A 21,597-nucleotide genomic window follows, 5' to 3' on the forward strand; every position below is an offset into this window, starting at 1 on the left:
AGCCTACAGGAGTGTTCAGTGTGAGCCGCCTGCTATTGAACTGCGACATCGGCGAGAGTTTCGGCAGCTGGACCATGGGTCTGGACGCGGAAATCATGCCCTTCATCGATTGCGCCAACATCGCCTGCGGTTTTCACGCCGGCGACCCGAGCATCATGCGCAAGACCGTCAGCCTGGCCCTCAGCCACGGTGTGCAAGTTGGCGCGCATCCGGCCTATCAGGACCTGGTGGGGTTCGGCCGCCGCTCCATGGCCTATGCCCCCCAGGAACTTCAAGACATTCTGCATTACCAGATCGGCGCCCTCGACGGCATCTGCCGGGCCCAGGGCGGTCGTGTCAGTTACGTCAAACCCCACGGCGCGATGTACAACGACATGATGGCCAACCCGGTGCAATTGCGCGCCGTTTTGCAAGCAGTAGCGTCCTACGACCGCAATCTGCCATTGATGTTGATGGCGACCAAAGACAACAGCGCCGCCCAACAAATGGGCGATGAATACGGCGTGACCTTGTGGTTCGAAGCCTTCGCCGACCGTGCCTACGACAGCGCTGGCAGGCTGGTGTCGCGACAACTGCCGGGAGCAGTGCATCACGAACCGGAAAAAATCATCGAGCAGGCGCTGACCATCGCCCGTGGCGATCCGCTCACCGCCAGCGACGGCAGCGCCCTGCATTTGCAGGCCAATACCCTGTGCGTGCACGGCGACAACGCCAGCTCGGTCGCTGCCGTGCAACGCATCCGTGAAGCCTTGAACCGGCAGAGTGCGTCATGAAGCTGCGGGTGGAAGTGGTGGCGCTGGATTGCCTGATGGTGCGCCTGTTCGATGAAATTGCCGAAACCAACATGCCGTGGATGCTGGCGGCCAGTGAAAGTCTGCGCACGGCATTCGCCGGGCATCTGATTGATCTGGTGCCGTCCTACACCACCTTGATGGTGCATTACGACTTGACCGCGCTGAGTCCCGCGCAGGCCCGGGAGTTGATTGCCCAGGCGCTGATCGATCTGTCGCCCAATGCGCGTACGCGCGGTACCTGCCATGTGTTGCCGGTGTGGTACGACTTGAGCGTGGGTCCGGAATTGAGCCTGTTGTCGCAACGTAGCGGGTTGGCGGTGGAGGAGGTGATCCGTCGTCACTGCGAGCGTGAATATCAGGTGTTTGCCTTGGGCTTTGCGCCGGGCTTCGCGTTCATGGGGCTGGTGGAAGAGGTGCTCGCCGCGCCGCGTCTGAACACGCCACGCAAAAAAGTCGCCGCAGGCAGTGTCGGCATTGCCGAACGGCAAACGGCGGCCTACCCGGTAGTGTCGCCGGGGGGCTGGAACCTGATCGGCCGCACGCCGGCCAAATTGTTCGATCGCAACCGTGACGGCTACAGCCTGATGCAACCCGGTGACACCGTACGGTTCGAAGCGATCGGCCATGCCGAGTTCATTAACCTGGGCGGTGACGATACGCCACTGGAGGCCCAGGCATGAGCCGTCTGATCATTGAAGCGAGTACGGCGCTGTGCCTGTTGCAGGATGCCGGTCGATTCGGCGTGCGGCATCTGGGCGTGACCCAGGGCGGAGCCGCCGATTGGCGTTCGATGTCCTGGGCCAACTGGCTGTTGGGCAACGGGCTGGATGCGCCGGTAATCGAAATTACCCTTGGCGGATTCACCCTCGTGGCCGAGGAAGATTGCGTGCTGGCCTTGGCCGGAGCGGATCTTGGTGCGCAGGTGGACGGCGAAGCGCTGGCACCGTGGCGCAGTTTCAGGTTGCACAAAGGTCAGCGTTTGAAATTCACCCGGCCGCTACTCGGCGCCCGGGCCTATCTGGCGGCGCCGGGTGGGTTTGATGCACCGAAAGTGCTGGGCAGCAGCGCGACGGTGGTCCGTGAAGAACTGGGTGGCCTGGACGGAATGGGCCATGCGCTGGGTGAAGGCGCGTCCATGAGCTACTCGGGGAACTCGCTGGTATTGCTGCGGGAGTTGCCAAGCCAATGTGTGCCGGATTTCACCGGCGAGCCTTTGCTGGATCTAGTGCTTGGTGCACAGATTGGCGATTTCAGCGGGCAGAGTCTGTTCGATGCGTTCAACAGCGTGTGGAGCCTGGACAGTCGTGCTGATCGAATGGGTATTCGCCTGTTGGGCCCGGCGTTGCAGTACCAGGGCAAGCCTATGATTTCCGAAGGCATCCCGCTGGGCGCGGTGCAGGTGCCGCCGGACGGGCAGCCTATCGTGTTGCTCAATGATCGGCAGACCATTGGCGGTTATCCGCGGTTGGGGGCATTGACGCCGTTGGCGCTGGCGCGGTTGGCGCAATGTTTACCGGGGGCGCAGGTGCGGTTGCGGCCAGTGGTGCAGGAAGTGGCGCATCGAGAACAGATTCAGTATCTGCGTCAGTTTGTTAGCCTTTAAAAGCATCGCGAGCAAGCTCGCTCCCACATTGGGTCTTTGCCGTACATAAGACCTGTGGGAGCGAGCTTGCTCGCGATGGCGTCAGTCCAGACAACAGAACTACTTGGACAGAAACCGCATCCCTTCTTCCAACCCACGAAGAGTCAGCGGATACATCTGGTCTTCGATCAGATCCCGCACGATGTTGGTCGAAGAGGTATAGCCCCACGTGTCCTTCGGATACGGATTGATCCAGATGAGCTTCTTGTACTTCTCCTTGAACCGCTGCATCCACACGTAACCGGCTTCTTCGTTCCAGTGCTCGACGCTGCCGCCCGCCTGGGTGATTTCATAGGGCGCCATGGCGGCGTCACCGATGAAGATCACTTTGTAGTCGGCGCCGTACTTGTGCAGCAGATCCATGGTCGAAGTACGCTCGGAGGTGCGGCGCATGTTGTTCTTCCACACCGATTCATAAATGAAGTTGTGGAAGTAGAAGTACTCCAGATGCTTGAACTCGGTCTTGCAGGCCGAGAACAGCTCCTCGCAAATCTTCACATGGGCGTCCATCGAGCCGCCGATGTCGAACAGCAGCAACAGCTTGACGGTGTTACGCCGCTCCGGCCGCATCTGGATGTTCAGCAGGCCGGCATCCTTGGCGGTATGGTCGATGGTGCCGTCGATGTCCAGCTCTTCGGCCGCGCCCTGTCGGGCAAACTTGCGCAAGCGCCGCAGGGCGACCTTGATGTTGCGGGTGCCCAGCTCGACCGAATCGTCGAGGTTCTTGTATTCGCGCTGGTCCCAGACCTTGACCGCCTTGCCCTGGCGCTTGCCGGCATCGCCGACCCGAATGCCTTCCGGGTTGAAACCGCCGGAACCGAACGGGCTGGTGCCACCGGTGCCGATCCACTTGTTGCCACCGGCGTGGCGTTCCTTCTGTTCTTCCAGGCGTTTCTTGAACTCTTCGATCAGCTTGTCCAGGCCACCCAAGGACTGGATCGCCGCCCGCTCTTCGTCGGTCAGCGAACGCTCGAATTCCTTGCGCAGCCAGTCTTCGGGAATCAAGGCCTGCAAGTGGTCGTCGAGTTTTTCAAGACCATTGAAGTAGGCACCGAACGCCCGGTCGAACTTGTCGAAATGCTTTTCGTCCTTCACCAGGATCGCCCGGGACAGGTAATAGAACTCATCCATGTCGGCGAAGGTCACGCGTTGTTTCAGCGCGTTGATCAGGTCCAGCAGCTCACGCACCGAGACCGGCACCTTGGCTGCACGCATTTCATTGAACAGGTTGAGCAACATGGCGTTGACCCTTATCGGCTGCCGCGACGGCTCATGAACGCCAGACGCTCCAGCAGTTGCACGTCCTGTTCGTTCTTGACCAGCGCACCGGCCAGCGGCGGGATGGCCTTGGTCGGATCACGCTCGCGCAGCACTGCTTCGCCGATGTTGTCGGCCATCAACAGCTTCAGCCAGTCCACCAGCTCGGAGGTCGAAGGCTTCTTCTTCAGGCCCGGCACCTTGCGTACGTCGAAGAACACGTCCAGCGCTTCGCTGACCAGGTCTTTCTTGATGTCCGGGTAGTGCACGTCGACGATCTTTTGCAGGGTGGTGCGGTCCGGGAAGGCGATGTAGTGGAAGAAACAGCGGCGCAGGAAGGCGTCCGGCAGCTCTTTTTCGTTGTTGGAGGTAATAATGATGATCGGACGTTTTTTGGCCTTGATGGTCTCGTCGATCTCGTAAACGTAGAACTCCATCTTGTCGAGTTCTTGCAGCAGGTCATTCGGGAATTCGATGTCGGCCTTGTCGATTTCGTCGATCAGCAGGATCACCCGCTCTTCGGACTCGAAGGCTTCCCAGAGCTTGCCCTTTTTCAGGTAGTTGCGTACGTCGTGGACTTTTTCGTTGCCCAGTTGCGAGTCGCGCAGGCGGCTGACCGCGTCGTACTCGTACAGGCCCTGGTGGGCCTTGGTGGTGGATTTGATGTGCCAGGTGATCAGCTTGGCGCCAAAGGATTCGGCCAGTTGCTCGGCGAGCATGGTCTTGCCGGTGCCCGGTTCGCCCTTGACCAGCAACGGCCGCTCCAGGGTGATGGCGGCGTTGACCGCCAGCTTCAGGTCATCGGTGGCGACGTAGGCCTGGGTGCCTTCGAACTTCATCTGCTAATCCTCGAACGGTAACGCCGACCTGTACGAGGCAGGGCGGGGGGCAATAAAAGAGTCAGCCCCGACTATAACGCGGTGCCCGGTCGACTGTGAACGCAGACGGCTTATTCAGTCTCTGAATGGGGCGTCACTTGGTGACTCAGCCTGCATCCGGCTTTGGCCGTTCATACCGCGCATTGAATGCCTGGATGAAACCATTACGCAAAATCTGTAAAAAAGCCTGGAATGCGCTGACATCTTGCTGATGCACATTACCCTTGAGCTCGACCCGTGTCGCAAACTGGTTTTTGCCCTGGTTTTTCAAGACGGTCTCGGTACCGCCGACGAGGGCTTCCCAAATCGAGCGGAATAGCCCTTTATCCTCGCTTTGCACGTCCTGCTGCCAGTTGAACACGTCAACATCGCGCAGCAATGGCTTGATATAGCCGGTCAGTCGCCCCTTGCTGGCTGAGGCTTCGATCACCACGTCGCCATGGCCGGCATTGAAGTCGAACTTGCCGTAGGCCGCGGCGAAGTCGTTCAAGCGCTTGAGCTCGATATCCGTGGTGCGCAAGCGAAACTCGAAGTCTTCGAAGTCGCTCAGGGGATCGAAAGTGGCCGTGGTTTCCAGTGGTGCGTGCCCCAGCAGCAGGGCTTTGCCTTCGAAGCGCGCATCACGCTTGCCTTTGGTGTCGACCTCGTTGGTCAGGTTGTAGATGTTGGCATCCACTTTTGTGGCATTCATGTTCACGGGTGGCTTGGAGTTGAAGTTGCGAAAACTGATCTTTCCGTCGTTGATCCGCACTTCGTTCAGGGTAATGGGCAGCAGTTTGCCTAATTGTGCTCGCCAGTCGGTACCCTCGCCGGTCTGGGAATTTTGCTTGTTGGCGCCATCGACGAAGTTGACCTCGGGTTTGTCGAACTGCGCCTCGGCCACCACTGCGTGGTCATACCAGAGCGAGTGCCAGCTGACGGAGAGGTCAATCAATGGCGCATTGACGAAAGGCACGGGGACCTTGCCATTGACCTTGACGATGTTCAGTCCATTGATTTTGTAGGCGCCGCGCCACAGGGCCAGGTCCACGTCGGTAATCTGGCCGCGGTATTCCCCCATGTTCGCCAATCTCTCGTTGAGGTAATCGCGCACCAGGTAGGGCAGGGCAATGTGCAAGGCAACCAGCAGCAGACCGAGGCCGGCGAGGGTCCACAGGGGCCAGCTGTATCGACGTTTCATGGTGGCAAATCTCTGGCTGTCTAAAGCCATTGACTGCACTGATAAGCGGACGTTCGACCCGACTGGACGCCTGCGGGCAAGAGGCTTACCTTGATGCCCTATTTCAATGCTGTCGTTAAGGACCCAGCCATGAGCCGCATTTTCGCTGACAACGCCCACTCCATCGGTAATACGCCGCTGGTGCAGATCAATCGCATTGCGCCGCGTGGTGTGACCATCCTGGCCAAGATCGAAGGGCGCAACCCCGGTTACTCGGTCAAGTGCCGGATCGGTGCGAACATGATCTGGGATGCCGAGGGCAGCGGCAAACTCAAGCCGGGCATGACCATCGTAGAACCCACCTCCGGCAATACCGGCATCGGCCTGGCCTTCGTGGCCGCCGCCCGTGGCTACAAGCTGATACTGACCATGCCGGCGTCCATGAGTATCGAACGCCGCAAGGTACTCAAGGCACTGGGTGCCGAACTGGTGTTGACCGAGCCGGCCAAAGGCATGAAAGGCGCCATCGAGAAAGCCGGTGAAATCGTTGCCGGCGACCCGTCGAAGTACTTCATGCCGGCGCAATTCGACAACCCGGCCAACCCGGCCATCCACGAAAAAACCACTGGCCCGGAGATCTGGAACGATACCGACGGCGCGGTCGACGTGCTGGTGGCGGGCGTCGGAACCGGTGGAACCATCACCGGGGTTTCACGGTATATCAAGAATACCCAGGGCAAACCGATACTTTCGGTGGCGGTGGAGCCAGTGGTGTCGCCGGTGATCACCCAGGCCTTGGCCGGTGAAGAAATCAAGCCGAGCCCGCACAAGATCCAGGGCATCGGTGCCGGTTTTGTTCCGAAGAACCTCGATTTGTCGATGGTCGATCGGGTGGAGCTGGTCAGCGACGAAGAGTCCAAGGCCATGGCCTTGCGCCTGATGCAGGAAGAAGGGATTTTGTGCGGGATCTCTTGCGGCGCCGCCATGGCAGTCGCCGTTCGGCTGGCGGAGACCCCGGAAATGCAGGGCAAGACCATTGTCGTGATCTTGCCGGATTCCGGTGAGCGTTACCTGTCGAGCATGCTGTTCAGTGATCTGTTTACCGAACAGGAGAATCGCCAGTAAGTGCCAGATATTGGCGGATCGTGGCTGGCGCTGACGGTTGAGGCGTTATCGCTGGTTGCGATCCATTGATCTGTTCCGGTTGATGATGGATTGCATCAGCCTGCGTTCAGGCACCTTATGTTAATAAAGTTTGTTGCACATTCATTAATATTGAATGTTGAAAAGTGCAGGTTTTCACCGGGGCGGTAGTGTTTATCATGCTGGTAGCCACGTCGGGCAATGGACGTGGTGCGGTGCCGTTTATCTTCAAAGGAGTTGTCGATGATCCCGTCGTTTGCCACGAAAGCCTCGTTGTTGTTGCTGTTTCTCGGTAGCACCCTCTATGTGCATTTGCGCGGCAAGGCGCGCCTGCCGGTTTTGCGTCAGTTCGTTAACCATTCGGCACTGTTCGCCCCCTATAATGCCCTGATGTACCTGTTTTCCGGTGTGCCGTCGAAACCGTATCTGGATCGCAGCAAGTTCCCGGAACTTGATGTACTCAAGGACAACTGGGAGGTGATTCGCGACGAAGCGATGCACTTGTTCGACGAGGGGTATATTCGCGCGGCGGCAAAGAACAACGACGCCGGCTTTGGCTCGTTCTTCAAGAAGGGCTGGAAGCGTTTCTATCTCAAGTGGTACGACAAACCGCTGACTTCCGCCGAAGCCTTGTGCCCGAAAACCGTGCAATTGGTCAACAGCATCCCCAGCGTTAAAGGCGCCATGTTCGCGTTACTGCCGGGCGGCAGCCACCTCAATCCGCATCGCGATCCGTTTGCCGGTTCCCTGCGTTATCACTTGGGCCTGTCCACTCCCAATTCCGATGGTTGCCGCATCTTTGTCGACGGTCAGGTTTACGCCTGGCGCGATGGCGAGGACGTGATGTTCGACGAAACATACGTGCACTGGGTCAAGAATGAAACGCAAAAGACCCGTGTCATCCTGTTCTGCGATATTGAACGTCCGCTGAGCAATCGCTTCATGACCCGCATCAATCGCAGTATCAGCGCCTGGCTAGGTCGTGCGACGGCACCGCAGAACCTTGATGACGAGCGGGTGGGAGGCATCAACCGGGTCTATGCCTGGAGCAAGAACTCCAGCGATAAATTCAGTGGTGTGGTCAAGCAATGGAAGCGGCGCAATCCCAAGGCCTACCGTGTACTGCGTCCGGTACTGGCGGTGCTGGTGCTGATGTTGTTGGGGTATTGGTTGTTTGGATAACGCCGGATACAGAATAAAAGAACCGCTCGTTGTGAGCGGTTCTTTACAGGTTATCGCGCAGTCCCTGAATGCCCCTCCAACCGCACAATGCAGACTTTGTACCGACTGTCGTAGCTGGCCTTTTGTTCGAGTCGTTGCATTCCATGTCGAACGCTGGTTATAGTCGGCGCAAGGTGAGTTTCGGACTCACTTTTTTATCCCTCGAACAAAGATCAGCCCAATGCCTGCATCCCTCATCAACGCGGTAGTCGATTCAGCGGTCAACGCTGGCGTCGTGCCGTGCGGGAATCAGCAGCCGGGGCAGATCAGTCATTACCCCCCTCCTGTCAGTCGCACGCCAGTGTGCGCGGTGGTCTCACCGCCAGGCGTTGGCATTTCGGGCTGATCAGCTGCTCTCTGCTGTTCCCAAGCAAGTCTGAAAAAGCGCCCGCCTGAAAAAAAACGACTGAATTTCAGCTTTGGCTGAGTTGGCTTTTTGCCTGACTACAGGTGGTATTCATGTTTGTCCTTTCGAAAAACTCCGCGCTCGCGGCGGCGTCCACGAGTCTGTTCGTTCTGCTGTGGAGCAGCGGGGCGATCTTCTCCAAATGGGGGCTGGCCCACGCGTCGCCCTTTGCCTTCCTGATGTTCCGTTTCGTCATCGCCCTGGGCGGCCTGATGTTGCTGGTGCCGTTGCTCAAGCTGAAGTTGCCCAAGGGCGGCAAACCGATGCTGTATGCGATGGTCACCGGCGTGGTGTTGTTGGGGGCGTATCAGATTTTCTATCTGCTGGCCCTGGACCTTAAAGTCACGCCCGGGGTGATGGCGACCATCATGGGCGTGCAGCCGATCCTCACCGTGGTGCTGATGGAACGCCAGCGTTCCTGGAGCCGGATGTTCGGTCTGGCCCTGGGGCTGACCGGGTTGGTCATGGTGGTCTATCAGGGCATCGGGTTGGCCGGGGTGTCGCTGGCCGGGATGCTTTTCGGTCTGCTGGCGCTGGCGAGCATGACCTTCGGTTCGATCATGCAGAAACGCATCACCGACAATCCCCTCGGCACACTGCCGGTGCAGTATCTGGCCGGACTGCTGTTGTGCGGGATTTTCGTACCCTTCCAGCCGTTTCACTTCGAGCACAGCAGCGGTTTCATCCTGCCGGTGTTGTGGATGGGGCTGGTGGTGTCGGTGCTGGCAACGCTGTTGCTGTATCGCTTGATTGCTCGAGGCAATCTGGTGAATGTCACCAGCCTGTTTTACCTGGTGCCAGCGGTAACGGCGGTGATGGACTATCTGATCTTCGGCAATCGCCTGGCGATGTTGAGCTTGTTTGGCATGCTGCTGATCATTGTCGGTCTGGTGTTCGTCTTCCGTAAAACCGTGTAATTGCGGGTAAACCCGAGAAGGCCTTGAGCAATGCTCCGGGCCTTTTTCATTTGGTCAGTGCGTGCTCGGCCCGCACCGAATTCATGAAAGCCTGCATCGCCGACGATTGAATGCGATGACGCCGGGTAATCAGCCCGAAAGGCGGCAGTCGTGCCTCGAACTTGATCGGAAGCACCGCGAGCAAATCCCGCCCCGGATAATCCTCGACCACCGACAGCGGTGTGACGCCGAGCATGTCGGTTTGCTGGATCAACGACAGCAAGGTCATGATCGACGTGGTTTCGACGATGCTGCTCGGGATGTCGACCCGCGCGTTGTGGAACACCTGGTTGATGATCGCGCGCATCGGGCTGGGCTGCTGTTGCAGCACCCAGGTCATGTTCTGCAATTCGGCCCAACTCAGTTGCGTGGCCTTCGCCAATGGATTCTGTGCACCGCAAATCACGCACAGCGCTTCCTCGCCAAGGCTGTCGAACAACAACTCTTCGGCCCGGGCACCAGCCGGAATCCGCCCCAGCACAATATCCAGTTGATCCTGTAAAAGTGCCTGCACCAGTACGTCGCTGGTGTCGACCTGAATGCTCATCGACAAGCGCGGGTGACTTTGTTTCAAGGTGGCGATGGTGCGGGTCAGTAGCCCCGAGGCCAGCGCCGGAATGGCCCCGACCGCGACCCGGCCAAGGTTGCCGGATTCGAGGGCGACCAGTTCTTCACGCATGCCACTGAGTTCGGCGAATACCATACGCGCGTAGTAGATGACCGTTTCCCCGAACGGGGTAGAGCGCATGCCTCGGGGCAGACGCTCGAACAGCTCGACGCCCAACAGGTCCTCGGCTTCATGGAGCATTTTGGTCGCAGCCGGTTGGGTCATGCCAATGTGGTCGGCGGCGCGGCGCAACGAGCCGAATTCCTGCAGCGCCAGCATCAACCGCAGTTGGCGCAGGCGCAGTCGACTGTGGATCACATTGGCATCAGGAATTCGGGTCATTGGCCGTGCTCGAAAGAAGGACTGCGGCAAGCCTGACAACAAATGCCAGGCGTTGCCAGCATTGCTGTGTCACAGCACCGATTTTGCCTTGGCAACGTGAGATTTGCGCAGGCCCATCAGGCTTTGCAGCGCTTTGGAAATCAACGGCCAGAACAGCATCAGCAGCGCTGCCGTGGTCAGGCTGCCGACCAACGGGTTGGACCAGAAGATCCCCAGGTGCCCGTCGGAGAACAGCATCGATTGGCGGAACGCATCTTCTGCCTTGTCCCCCAGCACCGCCGCCAGCACCAGCGGCGCAATCGGGTAGCCGAGTTTCTTGAACAGATAACCCAGCGCACCGAAGCCGAGCATCAGCACCACGTCGAAGAACGAGTTGTGCACCGAGTAGGCACCGATGGCGCAGACCATGATGATGATCGGCGCGATGATCGAGAACGGAATGCGCAGGATCGAAGCGAACAACGGCACAGTGGCCAGCACCACGATCAGGCTCACTACGTTGCCCAGGTACATGCTGGCGATTAGGCCCCAGACAAAATCGTGTTGCTCGACGAACAGCGTCGGCCCCGGATGCAGGCCCCAGATCATCAAGCCACCGAGCATCACCGCGGCCGTAGCGGAACCGGGAATGCCCAGTGTCAGCATCGGCAGCAGGGCACTGGTGCCGGCGGCGTGGTCGGCGGTTTCCGGGGCGATCACCCCTTCGATTTCGCCCTTGCCGAAGTTTTCGCGGTTCTTCGAGAAACGCCGGGCCAGGCTGTAGCTCATGAATGACGCGGCGGTCGGTCCGCCCGGGGTGATGCCCATCCAGCAACCGACCAGAGTGCTGCGCACAATCGTCCACCAGTAGCGCGGCAATTTCGCCCAGGTGCGTAAAATCACCATCGGCGTGATCCGCGCATGCTCACCACGGAATACCAGGCCTTCCTCGACGGTGCAGAGGATTTCACCGATGCCGAACAGACCGATCACCGCGACTTCGAAGCTGATGCCGGTCATCAGGATCGGCTGGTCGAATGTCAGGCGCAGGTTGCCGGACACGGTGTCCATGCCGACCGCCGCCATGGCGAAACCGATCATCATCGCCACCACGGTTTTCAGCGGCGGGTTCTTGCTCATGCCGATGAAGGTGCAGAACGCCAACAGGTACACCGCGAAGAACTCCGGCGAACTGAAGGACATGGCGAATTCGGCAATCCGGGTCGACACAAAAGTCAGCAGCAACACACCGCACAGCGCGCCGATCAGGGCCGAGCTGAACGCGGCGGTCAGCGCTTCGGCGGCGCGGCCTTCGCGGGCCATCGGATATCCGTCAAAGGTGGTCGCCACCGATGAGGGCTCTCCGGGGATGTTGAACAGTATCGAGGTGATCGAGCCGCCGAACAGCGCGCCCCAATACATGCACGACAACAGGATGATCGCCGACACCGGTGACATGGTGAAGGTCAGCGGCAGCAACAGCGCCACGCCATTGGGGGCACCGAGGCCGGGCAACACGCCGACCAGGATGCCCAGCAGCACGCCGATTACCATCAGGCCGATATGGCCCGGCGTAAGGATCAGGTTCATGCCTTGCAGCAGGGAATCGAACTCGCTCATTTGAAATTTCTCCCGGCCAGGGCAATCCAGTCGCCCAGTGGGCCGGCGTCCAGCGGCACCTTGAACCACAACGCGAAAATCAGGTAACTGGCGAGCACCGCGCCCAGGGACACACTGCCAATCATCCATTTGCTGTACGGTTTGGCGCGCACTTTGTCACGCCACATGAACCAGGTAATGAAACACGCCGAGGACACATAGATGCCGGTGAAGGGCATGGCGCCGACGAACAGCGCAATCGGGATGAACACCGACATCACTTGTTTGAATGCACTGTAACTGACGAACGCAACGCTCAATGCTTGCCAGCGCACCACGGTCAACACGCCGTTGGCAATGCTCGCGGCGCTCAACATCAGGCCGATGTAGAAGGGGAAGTAACCCGGCTCGGGGCCGGAATCCCCCCAGCCGATGCCTTGCTCGACGCTGCCGAACATCACCACAACCCCGATCAGGGTGGTGAACAACGCCAGGCCGAGTTCGACCCAACGGGTGCCGACCCGTGCCGGTGAATCCGAAGAATGGGACATGAAACACCTCCAGCAGATGACGACCGCCCGCGGGCGAGCGGTCGTGACAACTTTAGTTTTTCAACCAACCGGCTTCTTTGAACACCGGGGTGACGCGGGCGGTGTCTTTTTCGATGTAGGCGGTCAGTGGCTCGCCTTCGAGGAAGGTCGGCACCAGAGCGTTCTGCTTGACGTAGGCCTTGAACTCCGGAGTTTCCGTGACTTTGCGCATTAGCTCGACATAGAACGCCCGCTGTTCGGCGGTGACTTCGCCGGGCATGAACACGGTGCGCGGGAAGCGATACTGATCGATGCCCAGACCTTGTTCGTGGCAAGTCGGCACGTCCGCCCAGGACTTGTCGCCAGCGACTTTGTCGGTGTAGCTCATGCGCTCCTTGCTGAACACGCAGAGCGGCTGGACCTGATCGCCACGCCATTGGCTGATGCTTTCACTGGGGTTGTTGACGTTGGCGGCGATGTGTTTTCCGGCCAATTGGGTCGCGGCCTCGCTCCCGCTCTTGAACGGGATGTACACCAGTTTGCTGTTGTTGGTCTGGTTCAGCAGGAGGGTCAGGGTCTGGTCGACGTCCTTGGACTGGCTGCCGCCCATGCGCAGGTTCGACGGGTCAGCCTTGACCGCTTCGTAGAAGCTTTTCGCATCCTTCCACGGCGCGCCCTTATAGCTCCAGAGAATGAAGTCATCCTCGGCCACGGCGGCAATCGGGGTCAGCTCCTGCCACTGGTAACCGAGCTTGGACACCAGAGGCAACAGGTAGATGTTGTTGGTGCCGATCACCAGTTTCTCGGCATCGCCCTTGTTCATTTTCATGTCGAGGAAAGCTTCGGCACCGTTGCCGCCGCCCTTGTTCAGGACGATGGAGTTCACGTCGAGCAGCTTGTGGGTGGTGATGATTGACTGGATCAGGCGACCGAGCTGGTCAGTGCCACCACCGGGGCCACCGGCGACGACTATTTCGACGTTCTTGTCCGGTTGCCAGGCGTTAGCGAGAGCGGGAAGGGCGCTGGCGGCGATCAGGGTGCAGCCGAGAAACAGACGGGAGGTGCGACGGACGAATGCATTTCGCATGATGGAAGAGCCTCGTTTTATGTTCTTGTAATTGTTATGAGCGACTTGACTGTGCCGTGAAGCCGCAAGCCTGGGCTGAGTGTGTGAAGGTGCGGGCACGGCGTCTAGTCAAAACAATACATACACCGATAGCCTGGGGTTATAGCTCGGCAAACGAAGAGGCACTTCTGCAGGCGCGAGCCTGCTCGCGATGTACTCAAGGGCGCTGCGTTAACTCAGGAAACAAGCGTTTTTGTTGAAGTCCATCGCGAGCAGGTTCGCTCCTACAGTGAAGGGCGTGCATGGTTGAAAGGGCATTGAAAGCAGGGCATGACATAACTCGAGGCTATCGCCTGATTTCAAGTTTTGATTAGACGGTTATCACCGAGCCTTCGATAGTGCTCACAAACGTCGCCAGGAAGCGGCGCTGCTGTCTCCACAAAAATAATAAAAGAGGTACGCACCATGGCTCGTTCCAGTGCATCCCTGAATCTGGCCGGTGCAGATATCCAGCCCCAGGCCGCGGTACCCGCGCAGAGCTCCACCGCCAAGGCCAGCAACGTGCGTTGGCGGATCTTCGCGATCATCTTCGCGCTGACCATGGTCAACCTGATCGACCGGGTGTCGCTGTCCATCGCGATGCCGACCATCGCCCATGAATTCTCCCTGTCACCGAGCCTGCAAGGGCTGATCCTCAGCAGCTTCTTCTGGGCCTATGCGTTGTTGCAGATTCCGGGCGGCTGGTTGATTGATCGATTTGGTCCGCACCGGGTCATCAGCTGGTCCACCGGGTTGTGGGGCACGTTTCAGGTGCTGGCGGCGTTCGCCACCGGCGGCTTGTCGTTGTTGTTTGCCCGGGTTGCGCTGGGGGCCGCCGAAGCACCGCTGTTCCCCTCGGGCGGTAAACTGATTTCCCTGTGGCTGGCGCCGAGCGAGCGCAGTCGCGGGGCAGTGCTGATGGACAGTGGCAGCCCGTTGGGCGTGGCCCTTGGTGGGTTGATCATTGCCTGGCTTATTGCCTCCCTGGACTCCTGGCGCCTGGCGTTTGTGATCGCCGGTATTGCGACCCTGGTGTTGGCTTGGCTGGCGCGGCGTTACCTGCGCGATGACCCGGCCAGTCATCCGCAAGTCAATGAAGAGGAGTTGGAGAAGATCAACGCCGGTCGCGCCACTCCCGCTGCCGAAGCCGCGCGGGTAGCGGTCAAAGGCCTGGGCATCGCGGCCCGCTCCCTGAGCGGTTTGCTGATCGGCCGGGCCAGTTGGGCGATGGTGTATTTCGGCCTGCTGACCTGGGGCCCGAGTTACCTGGCCCAGGCCCGTGGTTTTGATATCAAGGGCATTGGCGCGGCGACCTTCGTGATCTTCGTCTGCGGTGCGCTCGGCTCGTTGACCGGTGGATTCCTCTGCGATGGCTTGATCCGCAAAGGCGTCAGCCGCGGTGTGGCGGTCAAGAGCCTGCTGGCGTTTTCGGGCCTGGTGGCTCTGGGCGCGTTCCTGTTGCTGCCGACCTTGAGCCATCCTTTTGCGGCGGTGGCGCTGTTGGCCATGACCGCGTTTTTCCTGATGTGGGGCAGTCTCTACTGGAGCTTCCCGGCGCTATTGGCGGCGCCGGCGCGGGTCGGCCTGATCGGCGGCGTGATGAACATGGCCGGCAGCACGGGCGGCATCGCGGTACCGATTCTGGTGGGGGTGATCCTGCAAGCGACCGGTGGCTTTGCTCCGGTGCTCGGGTTCTTTGCTGCGTGCTCGGCAGTCTTCGTGCTGGCGACCTTGTTCATCAGCCTGGATGAGGTGCGTCATGACTAATGCGTTATGGAACGGCCCGATCATCGACGCCCATCATCACTTCTGGGACCCGACCGTCAACGATCACCCCTGGCTCGCGCCCCAGGCCAATATCCCGTTTCGATACGGTGACTACAGCGCCATCAAGCGTCGCTATTTTCCCGAGGATTACTTCGCCGATGCCGGCGAGCATCGCGTGGTGCAAACGGTGTACGTCGAGACCGAATGGAACCCCAAGGACCCGATTGGCGAAACCCGATTCATCGAACAACTGGCCGCTCGCTACGGCGTGCCCAATGCGATTGTGGCGCAAGCCTGGCTCGACCACCCGGACGCCATCGATGTCCTGGCCGAACAGGCGCGCTTCAAGCATGTGCGCAGCGTGCGGCACAAACCCGGCGGGCCGGCCACACCGCAACAAGTCGGGCATATGCGCAGCCTGATGAGCGACGAACGCTGGCGCCGCAGTTACGCCACGCTCGAAGGGCTGAGCTTGCATTTCGACTTGCAGACACCCTGGTGGAACCTGCACGAGGCCGAGCGCCTGGCCCGGGATTTTCCCGGTATCACGCTGATTCTCAACCATGCCGGATTGCCCAACGACCGCAGTGCCGAAGGCCTGGCGGGATGGCGTCTGGCGATGGCGCGACTGGCCCAGTGGCCAAATGTGCAGGTGAAGATTTCCGGTCTGGGGCAGGGCGGCCAGCGCTGGCGCGCCAAGGACAACGCTTGGATCGTGCGCGAAGTGATCGCGATGTTCGGCAGCCATCGGGCGATGTTCGCCAGCAACTTCCCCGTGGACAGCCTCTGCGGCTCGTTCGATGACATCTACAGCGGTTTCAAATCCATCGTCGCCGATCTGCCGACGGCCGATCAGGAGCGACTTTTCTACAGCAACGCGCAGCGGGTCTATCGCTGCGAACCTTGCGCCATCGACCGGGCGCAGCCTGAACCCTTGAGGAGTGAAGCATGAGCAAATCCACCATCGCGATGGTCCTTGGGGACCCGGCGGGCATCGGCCCTGAGCTGATCGCCCGCCTGCTCGGCGAGCCCGAAGTGCGCAGCCAGGCTAATGTGATCCTGATTGCCGACGAAGCGGAAATGCGTCGAGGCATGCGCATCGCCGGAATGGAGTTTCCCTATCGTCGCGTCGAGTCCCTGGAGCATCTGGCATTCGTCGATGACACGCCGTTGTTCTATGACTTTCGTGGCGACACCATCGGTGAGTTTCCTCGCAGCGAAGCCAGTGTGATCGGCGGTCGCTACAGCCTCGACACCCTGGAAAAAGCCCTGCGCCTGACCGAGGCCGGCACCACTGATGCGGTACTGTTCGGCCCGTTGAACAAAACCTCGTTGCACATGGCTGGCATGGCCCACAGTGACGAGTTGCACTGGTTCGCCGAGCTGCTGGATTTCCACGGGCCGTTCTGCGAATTCAACGTGCTCGATAACCTTTGGACTTCAAGGGTGACCTCCCACGTGGCCCTGGCCGATGTGCCGGGCCTGCTCAACCAGCAACGGGTGGTTGAGGCGATTCAACTGATCGACACGGCGCTCAAGCGCAACGGACTGGAAAAACCGCGGATCGGCGTATGCGGCCTGAACCCGCACAACGGCGACAACGGCTCGTTCGGTCGCGAGGAGTTGGACATCATCGGCCCGGCGGTCCGCTCGGCCCAAGCGCTAGGAATCGCGGCGGACGGACCTTATCCGGCCGATACAATTTTCCTCAAGGTCCAGGGCGATGCCAGTGCCTTCGACGCGGTGGTGACGATGTACCACGACCAGGGCCAGATCGCGATCAAGCTGATGGGCTTCTCCCGTGGGGTGACGGTGCAGGGCGGGTTGCCGATCCCGATCACCACCCCGGCCCATGGCACTGCGTTTGATATCGCGGGGCAGGGCACGGCCAACGTCGGCGCGATCCGGCAGGCGTTCGAGATTGCCTGCCGGATGGGGCGCAACCGCCACTGAACCCGGATTTCCAAAACGACAAAAATCCCCTGTGGGAGCGAGCAAGCCCGCTCCCACATTTGTTTTGTGTATGGCTGATAACCCGATCAGCCAACTTACTGGGTATGGCTATCACCCCAGGTTATCGCCGGATACGCATAAGTGATTATCCGCAGTCCCCGGGCACTGGCTAAAGTCGGCCCATCGAATGCCCGAGCCCCTCCATCAAAAGGCTCTGCGCACACGACCAACAATGACAAGAAGCCGACAGCCCAAGGAACTGTATTCATGAAAATCAAAGCGATCCGTACCCGCGTTTTCGAGTGGAAAGGCAAAGTCGTGCCACCCCAGGCGCACTTCTGCACCAACGCAAGCGACATCCTGTTCGAACGTGGCGACGCCATGGGGTCGTTCCGTTTCCACGGCTGGCTGGTGGTGGAAGTCGAGACCGACACCGGCCTCGTCGGCATCGGTAACTGCGCCCTGGCGCCGCGTGTGGCCAAGGAAATCATCGACACGTACCTGGCACCGATCGCCATCGGCGAAGACCCCTTCGACAACGAATACATCTGGCAGAAAATGTACCGCCAGAGCCACGCCTGGGGCCGCAAGGGCATCGGCATGGCGGCGATCTCGGCGATCGACATCGCCATCTGGGACATCATGGGCAAAGCGGTGAACAAGCCGGTGTTCAAACTGCTCGGCGGGCGCACCAAGGAAAAGATCTGGACCTACGCTTCCAAGCTCTACGCCAACGACAATCTCGACCTGTTCCTCGAAGAAGCCCAGGGCTATCTGAACCAGGGTTTCACCGCGCTGAAAATGCGTTTCGGCTACGGCCCGAAAGACGGTCCGGCAGGTATGCGCCGCAACATCGAACAAGTGCGCGCCCTGCGTGAGCTGGCCGGTCCCGACGTCGACATCATGCTCGAATGCTACATGGGCTGGACCCTGGAATATGCCCGGCGCATGTTGCCGAAACTGGCCGAATTCGAACCGCGCTGGCTCGAAGAACCGGTAATCGCCGACGACATCGAAGGCTACATCGAGCTGAAGAAGATGGGGATCATGCCGATCTCCGGCGGCGAGCACGAGTTCACCTCCTACGGTTTCAAGGACCTGCTGGAACGCCGCGCCGTCGACGTCATCCAGTACGACACCAACCGCGTCGGCGGCATCACCGCCGCGCGCAAGATCAACGCCATGGCCGAAGCCTGGTCGGTGCCGGTCATCCCCCATGCCGGGCAGATGCACAACTATCACCTGACCATGTCCACCACCGCCTCGCCGATGGCCGAGTTCTTCCCGGTGTTCGACGTCGAGGTCGGCAACGAACTCTTCTACTACGTATTCAAGGGCGAGCCGCAACCGGTCAACGGCTACATCCAGCTGGATGACAACAAGCCGGGCCTGGGCCTGGAAATCTCCGATGAGTACCTGAGCGATTTCAACATCATCGAATGACCTTCAAATGCCGCATTCGAGCGGCGTTCGGATCACCGATCGGAGACACAACATGCACCTGATTCAATTTGAAAACACTGACCGCGAGCGCCAGGTCGGCCTGGTCGCCGGGGCGCAGATTCTGGTGGTGCGCGATACTCGCAGCACCCGTGAACTGGCGCTGGCGGCGATTCGTGCGCAACGCAATCTGCAAGAAGAAGTCGCCTTGCGCGGTACCGAACCGGGACCGGATTACGCGACGCTGTTGCAGCAGGGCAAAGTACTGCCACCGCTGGACCACGAAGACCCCGCTCACTGCCTGATCAGCGGCACCGGTCTGACCCATCTGGGCAGTGCCGCGACCCGGGACAAGATGCACCAGCACAACGGCGAAGTCGAAGCCGGCATGACCGACACCATGCGCATGTTCAAGTGGGGGTTGGAAGGCGGTAAACCGGCGGCAGGGCAGGTCGGTGCGCAGCCGGAGTGGTTCTACAAGGGCGACGGCAGCATCGTCGTGCGTCCCGGTGCGGATTTCCCGGTGCCGCCGTTTGCCGAGGATGCCGGTGAAGAACCTGAGCTGACCGGCCTGTATGTAATCGGCGACGACGGCCAGCCATACCGTGTCGGTTTTGCGCTGGGCAACGAGTTCTCCGACCACGTCATGGAGCGGCGCAATTATCTGTACCTCGCCCATTCGAAACTGCGCAGTTGCTCCTACGGTCCGGCGCTGCGTGTCGGTGAATTGCCCAGGCATCTGGTGGGCACCAGCCGCATCAAGCGTAACGGGCAAACGATCTGGGAAAAGGAGTTTCTCAGCGGCGAAGACAACATGTGCCACAGCCTGGCGAACCTGGAATTCCACCACTTCAAATACGCGCAGTTTCTGCGCCCCGGCGATGTCCACGTGCACTACTTCGGCACCGCCACGCTGTCGTTTGCCGACGGAGTGAAAACCCAACCCGGGGATCGCTTCCAGATCAGTCTCGATGAGTTTGGTGAGCCGTTGGTCAACGGCATTGGAGAAAGCGCCCAGCCGCTTGGCATCGGTCAGGTGCGCACGCTGTAGGAGCGAGCTTGCTCGCGATGGACTCAAGAGCGCCGCACAAATCTTCGGCTAGCCAGACGATCAAGGAATCACTCATGACCACATTATCTGGACACAACTACATCGGCGGTCGCCGCAGTGCCAACGGTACGCTGCAGCTGCAAAGCCTCGACGCCACCACTGGCGAGCCGTTGCCCCAAACCTTCTTCCAGGCCAGCGAAGCCGAAGTGGATGCAGCGGTAAAGGCTGCGGCTGCGGCGTACCCGGTCTATCGCAACCTGAGTGTGGAAAAACGTGCCCGGTTTCTCGATGCCATTGCCGATGAAATCGACGGGCTGGGTGATGAGTTCATCGCCACCGTGTGCCGCGAAACCGCGTTGCCGGCCGGGCGTATTCAAGGGGAGCGCGGACGCACCAGCGGCCAGTTACGCCTGTTCGCCAAGGTGCTGCGTCGCGGCGATTTCCATGGTGCGCGCATTGACCGGGCATTGCCGGATCGTCAGCCGTTGCCGCGTCCGGATCTGCGCCAGTACCGCATCGCCATCGGACCGGTAGCGGTGTTCGGTGCCAGCAACTTCCCGCTGGCGTTTTCCACCGCCGGTGGCGATACCGCCTCGGCACTGGCCGCCGGTTGCCCGGTGGTGTTCAAGGCCCATAGCGGGCACATGGCAACCGCCGAGTGGGTGGCTGACGCGATCATCCGCGCGGCGGAAAAAACCGCTATGCCGGCCGGTGTGTTCAACATGATTTATGGTGGCGGTGTCGGCGAATGGCTGGTCAAGCATCCGGCGATTCAGGCGGTGGGCTTCACCGGTTCGCTCAAGGGCGGCAATGCCCTGAGCCACATGGCGGCGACCCGGCCACAACCGATCCCGGTGTTCGCCGAGATGTCGAGTATCAATCCGGTCTTCCTGCTGCCCGAAGCCCTCAAGGTGCGCGGCGAGCAGATCGCGGCGCAATTGGCCGGTTCGGTGACCTTGGGCGGCGGGCAGTTCTGCACCAATCCGGGCTTGGTCATTGCTGTGCGCTCGCCGCAGTTCAGTGCTTTTCTTGAGACATTCTGCGCTCACATGAGCCAACAACCGGCGCAAACCATGCTCAACGCCGGTGCACTGGCCAGCTACAGTCGAGGCCTTGGTGAGCTGCACGAGCATCCGGGCCTGACCCACCTGGCGGGCCGGCCGCAACAGGGTAATCAGGCGCAGCCGCAGGTGTTCAAGGCCGATGTCAGCCTGTTGCTCAAGGGCGATGAGTTGCTGCAGGAGGAAGTGTTCGGGCCCACTACCATCGTCATTGAGCTCGAGGACCAGGCACAGTTGGCGGCAGCGTTACAGGGCCTGCGCGGGCAATTGACGGCGACGCTGATTGGTGAGGCGAACGAATTACTGGAGCACCGCTGGCTGGCTGAATTGCTGCAAGAAAAGGTCGGACGGATCTTGCTCAACGGCTATCCGACCGGGGTTGAAGTCTGCGAGGCCATGGTGCATGGCGGGCCGTATCCGGCGACATCCGACTCGCGGGGCACCTCGGTGGGCACCCTGGCTATCGACCGCTTCCTGCGGCCGGTGTGCTTCCAGAATTATCCGGATGCATTGCTGCCCGAGGCGTTGCAGAACGGCAATCCACTGGGGATTCGGCGGTTGGTGGATGGGGAGGTGAGTGCTTCGGCCTTGTGATTGTCGGTGCCTGGGCTGACGCCATCGCGAGCAAGCTCGCTCCCACACTGGATCTGTTGTGAACGCATAATTTGTGAACACTCTGATCAAATGTGGGAGCGGGCTTGCCCGCG

At 60.2% G+C, this 21,597-nt stretch carries 20 protein-coding genes; 13 read left to right on the top strand and 7 right to left on the bottom strand.

What is annotated here, in order from left to right; translation table 11 throughout:
- Positions 1–20: 20 nt before the first annotated feature.
- The 3 genes from AC3WTM_RS23610 to AC3WTM_RS23620 are packed head-to-tail and all read left to right on the top strand — an operon-like array spanning position 21 to position 2,397.
- Positions 21–773 carry a 5-oxoprolinase subunit PxpA gene (locus AC3WTM_RS23610; RefSeq protein ID WP_102671281.1) on the top strand — a complete coding sequence of 251 codons (753 nt, stop codon included), beginning with the start codon at positions 21–23 and terminating at the stop codon, positions 771–773.
- Positions 770–1,474 carry a 5-oxoprolinase subunit B family protein gene (locus AC3WTM_RS23615; RefSeq protein WP_102671280.1) on the top strand — a complete coding sequence of 235 codons (705 nt, stop codon included), beginning with the start codon at positions 770–772 and terminating at the stop codon, positions 1,472–1,474. Before AC3WTM_RS23610 ends, AC3WTM_RS23615 begins: the two co-directional genes overlap by 4 nt.
- Positions 1,471–2,397: a 5-oxoprolinase subunit C family protein gene (locus AC3WTM_RS23620; protein ID WP_102671279.1), complete on the top strand. Its 927-nt coding sequence runs from the start codon at positions 1,471–1,473 to the stop codon at positions 2,395–2,397. The genes AC3WTM_RS23615 and AC3WTM_RS23620 overlap by 4 nt, the downstream gene beginning before the upstream one ends.
- Before the next feature lie 99 nt (positions 2,398–2,496).
- On the opposite strand, the gene AC3WTM_RS23625 is transcribed toward AC3WTM_RS23620, so the two are convergent.
- From AC3WTM_RS23625 to AC3WTM_RS23635, 3 genes are all read right to left on the bottom strand, one after another.
- Positions 2,497–3,675 (bottom strand): vWA domain-containing protein, encoded by a 1,179-nt coding sequence (locus tag AC3WTM_RS23625; protein WP_008055445.1) that lies wholly within the window; start codon positions 3,673–3,675, stop codon positions 2,497–2,499.
- A gap of 11 nt (positions 3,676–3,686) precedes the next feature.
- A complete protein-coding gene (locus AC3WTM_RS23630) occupies positions 3,687–4,532 on the bottom strand; it encodes an AAA family ATPase (protein WP_025110627.1) in 846 nt (281 codons plus the stop codon).
- A 145-nt stretch (positions 4,533–4,677) separates the two neighbouring features.
- Positions 4,678–5,781 (bottom strand): DUF748 domain-containing protein, encoded by a 1,104-nt coding sequence (locus tag AC3WTM_RS23635; protein WP_492574092.1) that lies wholly within the window; start codon positions 5,779–5,781, stop codon positions 4,678–4,680.
- A gap of 99 nt (positions 5,782–5,880) precedes the next feature.
- Here AC3WTM_RS23635 and cysK point away from each other — a divergent pair, with 99 nt between their 5' ends.
- The 4 genes from cysK to AC3WTM_RS23655 all read left to right on the top strand — a co-directional run bounded on the left by cysK (position 5,881) and on the right by AC3WTM_RS23655 (position 9,417).
- On the top strand, positions 5,881–6,855 hold the full coding sequence (cysK, locus tag AC3WTM_RS23640; protein WP_102671277.1) for a cysteine synthase A: 975 nt from the start codon (positions 5,881–5,883) through the stop codon (positions 6,853–6,855).
- Between the two features lie 261 nt (positions 6,856–7,116).
- Positions 7,117–8,055 (top strand): aspartyl/asparaginyl beta-hydroxylase domain-containing protein, encoded by a 939-nt coding sequence (locus tag AC3WTM_RS23645; protein WP_102671276.1) that lies wholly within the window; start codon positions 7,117–7,119, stop codon positions 8,053–8,055.
- Between the two features lie 220 nt (positions 8,056–8,275).
- Positions 8,276–8,440, top strand: coding sequence for a hypothetical protein (locus AC3WTM_RS23650; protein ID WP_162842363.1), 165 nt, complete (start codon positions 8,276–8,278; stop codon positions 8,438–8,440).
- Positions 8,441–8,553: 113 nt separating this feature from the next.
- Entirely contained in the window at positions 8,554–9,417 is an 864-nt protein-coding gene (locus tag AC3WTM_RS23655; RefSeq protein WP_102671275.1) for a DMT family transporter, read from the top strand.
- Positions 9,418–9,463: 46 nt separating this feature from the next.
- Here AC3WTM_RS23655 and AC3WTM_RS23660 read toward each other — a convergent pair whose 3' ends face one another.
- The 4 genes from AC3WTM_RS23660 to AC3WTM_RS23675 form a co-directional block, all read right to left on the bottom strand.
- A complete protein-coding gene (locus AC3WTM_RS23660; protein WP_102671274.1) occupies positions 9,464–10,405 on the bottom strand; it encodes a LysR family transcriptional regulator in 942 nt (313 codons plus the stop codon).
- A gap of 69 nt (positions 10,406–10,474) precedes the next feature.
- Entirely contained in the window at positions 10,475–12,004 is a 1,530-nt protein-coding gene (locus AC3WTM_RS23665) for a tripartite tricarboxylate transporter permease (protein ID WP_102671273.1), read from the bottom strand.
- On the bottom strand, positions 12,001–12,534 hold the full coding sequence (locus AC3WTM_RS23670; RefSeq protein ID WP_102671272.1) for a tripartite tricarboxylate transporter TctB family protein: 534 nt from the start codon (positions 12,532–12,534) through the stop codon (positions 12,001–12,003). The genes AC3WTM_RS23665 and AC3WTM_RS23670 overlap by 4 nt, the downstream gene beginning before the upstream one ends.
- 52 nt (positions 12,535–12,586) lie before the next feature.
- Positions 12,587–13,600, bottom strand: a complete 1,014-nt coding sequence (locus tag AC3WTM_RS23675; protein ID WP_102671271.1) for a Bug family tripartite tricarboxylate transporter substrate binding protein — start codon at positions 13,598–13,600, stop codon at positions 12,587–12,589.
- 444 nt (positions 13,601–14,044) lie between these two features.
- On the opposite strand from AC3WTM_RS23675, the gene AC3WTM_RS23680 reads away from it, so the two are divergent.
- The 6 genes from AC3WTM_RS23680 to AC3WTM_RS23705 all read left to right on the top strand — a co-directional run bounded on the left by AC3WTM_RS23680 (position 14,045) and on the right by AC3WTM_RS23705 (position 21,484).
- The gene (locus AC3WTM_RS23680; protein WP_102671270.1) at positions 14,045–15,385 is read left to right on the top strand and encodes an MFS transporter; all 1,341 of its coding nucleotides are present in this window, start codon (positions 14,045–14,047) and stop codon (positions 15,383–15,385) included.
- Positions 15,378–16,337: an amidohydrolase family protein gene (locus AC3WTM_RS23685; protein WP_102671269.1), complete on the top strand. Its 960-nt coding sequence runs from the start codon at positions 15,378–15,380 to the stop codon at positions 16,335–16,337. The genes AC3WTM_RS23680 and AC3WTM_RS23685 overlap by 8 nt, the downstream gene beginning before the upstream one ends.
- The gene (locus AC3WTM_RS23690; RefSeq protein WP_102671268.1) at positions 16,334–17,338 is read left to right on the top strand and encodes a 4-hydroxythreonine-4-phosphate dehydrogenase PdxA; all 1,005 of its coding nucleotides are present in this window, start codon (positions 16,334–16,336) and stop codon (positions 17,336–17,338) included. The genes AC3WTM_RS23685 and AC3WTM_RS23690 overlap by 4 nt, the downstream gene beginning before the upstream one ends.
- 267 nt (positions 17,339–17,605) lie before the next feature.
- Positions 17,606–18,781, top strand: coding sequence for an L-rhamnonate dehydratase (locus AC3WTM_RS23695; RefSeq protein ID WP_007972458.1), 1,176 nt, complete (start codon positions 17,606–17,608; stop codon positions 18,779–18,781).
- A 52-nt stretch (positions 18,782–18,833) separates the two neighbouring features.
- On the top strand, positions 18,834–19,829 hold the full coding sequence (gene araD1, locus AC3WTM_RS23700; RefSeq protein WP_102671267.1) for an AraD1 family protein: 996 nt from the start codon (positions 18,834–18,836) through the stop codon (positions 19,827–19,829).
- A gap of 74 nt (positions 19,830–19,903) precedes the next feature.
- Positions 19,904–21,484, top strand: a complete 1,581-nt coding sequence (locus AC3WTM_RS23705) for an aldehyde dehydrogenase (NADP(+)) (RefSeq protein ID WP_102671266.1) — start codon at positions 19,904–19,906, stop codon at positions 21,482–21,484.
- The last annotated feature ends 113 nt before the right edge of the window (positions 21,485–21,597 follow it).

The organism is Pseudomonas sp. EU05-FHT14B02, from assembly GCF_058791055.1.

Coding starts and splice junctions, on each gene's coding strand:
- AC3WTM_RS23635 (WP_492574092.1), bottom strand. CDS start 5,781: ATGGCTTTAGACAGCCAGAGATTTGCCACCATGAAACGTCGATACAGC.
- AC3WTM_RS23660 (WP_102671274.1), bottom strand. CDS start 10,405: ATGACCCGAATTCCTGATGCCAATGTGATCCACAGTCGACTGCGCCTG.
- cysK (WP_102671277.1), top strand. CDS start 5,881: ATGAGCCGCATTTTCGCTGACAACGCCCACTCCATCGGTAATACGCCG.
- araD1 (WP_102671267.1), top strand. CDS start 18,834: ATGCACCTGATTCAATTTGAAAACACTGACCGCGAGCGCCAGGTCGGC.
- AC3WTM_RS23625 (WP_008055445.1), bottom strand. CDS start 3,675: ATGTTGCTCAACCTGTTCAATGAAATGCGTGCAGCCAAGGTGCCGGTC.
- AC3WTM_RS23695 (WP_007972458.1), top strand. CDS start 17,606: ATGAAAATCAAAGCGATCCGTACCCGCGTTTTCGAGTGGAAAGGCAAA.
- AC3WTM_RS23650 (WP_162842363.1), top strand. CDS start 8,276: ATGCCTGCATCCCTCATCAACGCGGTAGTCGATTCAGCGGTCAACGCT.
- AC3WTM_RS23675 (WP_102671271.1), bottom strand. CDS start 13,600: ATGCGAAATGCATTCGTCCGTCGCACCTCCCGTCTGTTTCTCGGCTGC.
- AC3WTM_RS23690 (WP_102671268.1), top strand. CDS start 16,334: ATGAGCAAATCCACCATCGCGATGGTCCTTGGGGACCCGGCGGGCATC.
- AC3WTM_RS23670 (WP_102671272.1), bottom strand. CDS start 12,534: ATGTCCCATTCTTCGGATTCACCGGCACGGGTCGGCACCCGTTGGGTC.
- AC3WTM_RS23665 (WP_102671273.1), bottom strand. CDS start 12,004: ATGAGCGAGTTCGATTCCCTGCTGCAAGGCATGAACCTGATCCTTACG.
- AC3WTM_RS23645 (WP_102671276.1), top strand. CDS start 7,117: ATGATCCCGTCGTTTGCCACGAAAGCCTCGTTGTTGTTGCTGTTTCTC.
- AC3WTM_RS23615 (WP_102671280.1), top strand. CDS start 770: ATGAAGCTGCGGGTGGAAGTGGTGGCGCTGGATTGCCTGATGGTGCGC.
- AC3WTM_RS23705 (WP_102671266.1), top strand. CDS start 19,904: ATGACCACATTATCTGGACACAACTACATCGGCGGTCGCCGCAGTGCC.
- AC3WTM_RS23680 (WP_102671270.1), top strand. CDS start 14,045: ATGGCTCGTTCCAGTGCATCCCTGAATCTGGCCGGTGCAGATATCCAG.
- AC3WTM_RS23655 (WP_102671275.1), top strand. CDS start 8,554: ATGTTTGTCCTTTCGAAAAACTCCGCGCTCGCGGCGGCGTCCACGAGT.
- AC3WTM_RS23630 (WP_025110627.1), bottom strand. CDS start 4,532: ATGAAGTTCGAAGGCACCCAGGCCTACGTCGCCACCGATGACCTGAAG.
- AC3WTM_RS23620 (WP_102671279.1), top strand. CDS start 1,471: ATGAGCCGTCTGATCATTGAAGCGAGTACGGCGCTGTGCCTGTTGCAG.
- AC3WTM_RS23685 (WP_102671269.1), top strand. CDS start 15,378: ATGACTAATGCGTTATGGAACGGCCCGATCATCGACGCCCATCATCAC.